Below are 3,907 nucleotides of genomic sequence, written 5' to 3'. Positions count from 1 at the left end.
TTCCTGTTCAGGTTGAATGCCGTAGTAACACTCATCCCAGCAGGACCACGAGTCCTCTGCTAGCTACAACACGAACCTATTTCCCCGGGAACCTTGAAGAGCCCCTTAAGGCTGATGCGGCCTGACTTCGACCGTTCATTGAGCAGAAATTTTGTGATCAGGAACCCGGACAGGACGAAGAATATTGTCACGCCCCTGCTTCCTTGCTCGAAGAATGCAAAGCCGATGGGCAGGTGAATCGCCGAAGCATCAAGCGCATGCCCTGCCACCACCAACAGGACGGCAATGCCTCTGAGACCATCGAGCCCCTTGAGTCGTAGTGACCCAGCGACCTCCTTGCGGAGACTGGCTCTTGACGTGCTTCATCCTGCAGTGGAGTCCATGCTGATTTTTCTTTCCCCCTGGGGCCGTCGGCCCATTGAACACGGCTAACTATATCTGCACCCGCAGGGGCCAATAAGACCGGCAAATTTCCCTGACCGTCCACCTTCGTTTTACATGTCGGCCTGCACTGACGCCGGGCTCTTGATCGCGTCCGCTACAAACCTGAGGATCCCGGCGGCCGTGCCGCCGTCGCACACGCGTTATCGAAGGCGAGCGTCAGTTCGGTGACTTTGCGGACGGCTACTCCCCGTCCACCACCCACGGCTTGTCGATGCTGCGACCAATCCGCAGGATGGCCACCTCGGGGTGGTTGATGATGGCGGGAGAACCGTCCACGCCGAAAATACCGTAGTTGTCCAGCGTGAAGGTGCCTGCCCAGTTGCTCCGGCGTCGCCTTGCCCTCGCGTACGACGGCGGTGAGCCGGCGAATCTCCGCGTCCAGTTCGCGGGCACTGCATTTGTCTGCATTGCGGATCGAGGGAATCATCAGCCCTCGGTCCGTCTCGGCCGCGAAGCCCCGGTTGATGCGCGCGAAGCCCACGATCTCCTGGGATTCTGACCTGAACAAGATAATCCAAAGCGATGGAACCAGCTGACGCCACGCAATGGACACGCTGGTCTAGCGGCTGTCAGCACCTTGCGCTTGGACGTTGTCCTTGCGTGAGACGCCGGACAGCAGTCGCTCCCAAAGTCCGGCTACAACCGGCCACGCGAATTTCTCCGCGAACAGCCGTTTGCCGGCGGCTTGGACGTTACTGCGGTTCTCAGGATTCCGAGCCAGATTCAGCACCAACTCGGCGAAGGCTTGCGAGTCACCAGCCGGTGACATTGCAACGCCCTCGGCGCCGAACAGGTCCGCGTCAGTATCCGGTCCGGCGGTAGTCACCACTGTGGCGCCAACCGCCAAGGCGGAGACAGCCGAACTGCGACGACCTGAAACGCCGTCAGCCAGGGGAAGCACGAAGACGTCGCTGGCGGCGAGCATCTGCGAGGCGTGCTCTGCGCTGACGTAGCCGAGGGACGTGGCGAGTGCGTGCTCCACGCTGAGTCGGCCACCTAGAAAAAGGCGGGCATCAATGCCGGCATCGGCCAGAGTGTCCAGCATGAGCGGAAGCTGCCCGACTTCCTGAGTCGGATGTCCCAGTCCGAAAGACGTAATCAAGAATGTGCCGTCGGCTACTCCGTGGCGTGCACGCCAACTCAGGTCTGGTTCGTGTGCGGCTATGGTCGGGCCGATCTGAATCATGTGCACTTTGTGTCGCCACGGGCGGACTAGCCGCTGCAGGTCTTCCTGCCGCCGCTTTACCGTCACGACGAAAGCGGCAGCTGAGGACACCAGAACAGCAGCTGCAACGCGCTGGCCCACGTGCCAGGGCGTCCGCTTGATCGACTCACTCCACGCCCCGTAGATTTCATGTGCGTTGATGACAACGGGCGCCGCCAATGACCGCGCCAGCTTCCGCAGAAGCAACGCAACGGGCAGTCCGCCACCACGCGGGCTATACGCATGCGGTACATACTGGACGACCACGGCATCAGGAGTGGAAGCTTCGACCAGAGCGCGCAACTCAGTGTGTCCAGACAAGGACCACTTACCAGTGAACTGCTGAATGGTGAGCCCTGGCGTGGAAACATTCGGTGTCGATGTGATGAGAGTCAGATTGTGACCAAGCTCCCGCATCGCTAGACACCAAGCCTGTGTGTAGTCAGCCACGCCACCAGCCGTTGGTGGGTAGTGGGAGCTGACAACTGTGATCCTCATTGAGGAGTCGTGGACCTGGCAACAGCCAGGTCAGAGTGCTCGCGAGTGCACACCACGATGATGCCCTGCCACCGGATGCCTTCATTGTCTGCTGGCCGGGCGCGGCATTCGGTGTAGTCAAAGCGAGTAGCAATGAGTTTCTTTAATATGTTCCCCATGACTGGGGATTCTAACAGGCTGTTGATTCGGCCCTGCCTGCTGGGCTTCATCTGGCGACGCAGCAAAAAGTAAATGAATATCGCTATAGCGAATATGACAACCAAAAGGGCTGCTAAGCCGGTCATGAAATCGGCGGCTGTCACCGGATGAGTGCCATTCCAGCGACTGTAAATGCCGCGATGGCCAAGACAACCAGACCCGCCCACGACCGGATAGTCCTGCGGCGCTCTCGCCTGTCCCTTGTAGTCGTCTCTCGATCCTCATCCCACACATTTCTCATGGCCCCATGGTACGGCTCAGCTCTGACAGGTCTGACGACTGCAAATCCGCCTGACGAGATGCGATATGTGTCTAGTGTCGACGAGCGGGCTCGGATACTGGGGTCGCGTCAGCCAAGTTGGTCTCCCCGATAATCCGAGACGCAGCGCCCTTGAATCGAGCCACCTCAAACCTCTTCTTGAACTTCAAGACGGGCTTTTCGATGATGACGTAGCTAAGGATTGCGGCCGCAAAGCTTGCGAGCAGTGCCACGAATGGAGGCAAGAAAGACGTGGTGTCAGTAGGTACGAGAAAAAGTTGCTGCCAAAGGTACAGGCTGAAGGATATGGTTCCGACCCAAACTAGGGGACGCCAGGACATAATGACATTCAGAGGGTGACCTTCTGTCATCACCGCGATGATCAGCACCGCCAAGGCAAGGTTTTCGATGGAATAGCCCACGGTCATCTGCCATGCACCTCCGACGAGAGGAGCCAACAACCCGGAACCCACCAGCACCGGCACAGCCAGCAAGACGAGGCGAAACTTCACGATGACCCGCTGGATTTTGACCCACACTTCCGGACGCAGTGCCAGCACCAAGGCCAGTAGGCAGCCCATCAGCAACGAGTCCGCTCGAACGTGAAGCATTTGCCAGATGGTTTCCCGGGCCTTTTGGTCCACAACGAAGTAAGTGGCGACCCGTAGAAAGGGAACGATGGCCAAGCCTGCCAGGCAAACCCACAAAGCTTTCTTCGGCTTAAGCCAAAGCGCAATTGCAGGCCATATCAGATAGAACTGTTCTTCAATAGCAATCGACCAAGTATGAGTCAAGGCCAGCGAATGTACGCCTGGTGCGTAGTCCCAGATGAACAAACCAGAGGCGATCAGTTCCCAGGAAGTGACGTCTAGGACGCCTGTCACTGCCAGTACTGCCATAACGCCAATGAACGTGTAAAATGCCGGCCAAATCCGTAGACTCCTGCGGATATAGAACTTCTTCAAGTCGATCGTTCCCGACTTTAGCTGTTCCCTGACAATGATCGTGGTAATCAGGAACCCGCTAAGTACGAAGAAAAGTTCCACGCCGATGCCCCCAGCGGGCCTCGTGAGCGTATGTAGCAGCCCTGATACATTCAGGGTCTCTCCGAAAAAGTGGGACACGATAACCAGCAGTATTGCGAGTCCTCGAAGACCGTCAAGGCCAAGAACTCTTCCCCCCGTTTTCACCATGGTCATGAGCTTAGGACGCGTCAGTAAATAAGCCAGCGTTTCGTCGTTTTGGCTCTATGGTGGTGCTATGGCCATTGGTGCAGAGGTTGAGACGGCTTTGCAGGGAAAGTT

At 57.8% G+C, this 3,907-nt stretch carries 2 protein-coding genes and 2 pseudogenes; all 4 read right to left on the bottom strand.

Annotated features, from left to right (window positions below; translation table 11 throughout):
- Positions 1–59: 59 nt before the first annotated feature.
- Positions 60–299 (bottom strand): annotated as a pseudogene (locus ACX80M_RS20810) (acyltransferase family protein); the annotation flags it as partial.
- A 195-nt stretch (positions 300–494) separates the two neighbouring features.
- A pseudogene (locus tag ACX80M_RS20805) lies at positions 495–937 on the bottom strand (2-oxo acid dehydrogenase subunit E2); the annotation flags it as partial.
- A 66-nt stretch (positions 938–1,003) separates the two neighbouring features.
- On the bottom strand, positions 1,004–1,489 hold the full coding sequence (locus ACX80M_RS20800) for a glycosyltransferase (protein ID WP_459310359.1): 486 nt from the start codon (positions 1,487–1,489) through the stop codon (positions 1,004–1,006).
- 1,167 nt (positions 1,490–2,656) lie between these two features.
- Positions 2,657–3,802 (bottom strand): acyltransferase family protein, encoded by a 1,146-nt coding sequence (locus tag ACX80M_RS20795; RefSeq protein ID WP_459310358.1) that lies wholly within the window; start codon positions 3,800–3,802, stop codon positions 2,657–2,659.
- Positions 3,803–3,907 lie beyond the last annotated feature (105 nt).

The sequence above is a fragment of the Pseudarthrobacter sp. MDT1-22 genome (assembly GCF_054511035.1).
The sequence above is the reverse complement of the archived record's forward strand: the minus strand, read 5'-3'. Positions and strand labels throughout refer to the sequence as shown.

Bases quoted from the DNA above. Each gene is read 5' to 3' on its own strand.
- ACX80M_RS20795 (WP_459310358.1), bottom strand. From the start codon at position 3,802: ATGACCATGGTGAAAACGGGGGGAAGAGTTCTTGGCCTTGACGGTCTT.
- ACX80M_RS20800 (WP_459310359.1), bottom strand. From the start codon at position 1,489: ATGCTGGACACTCTGGCCGATGCCGGCATTGATGCCCGCCTTTTTCTA.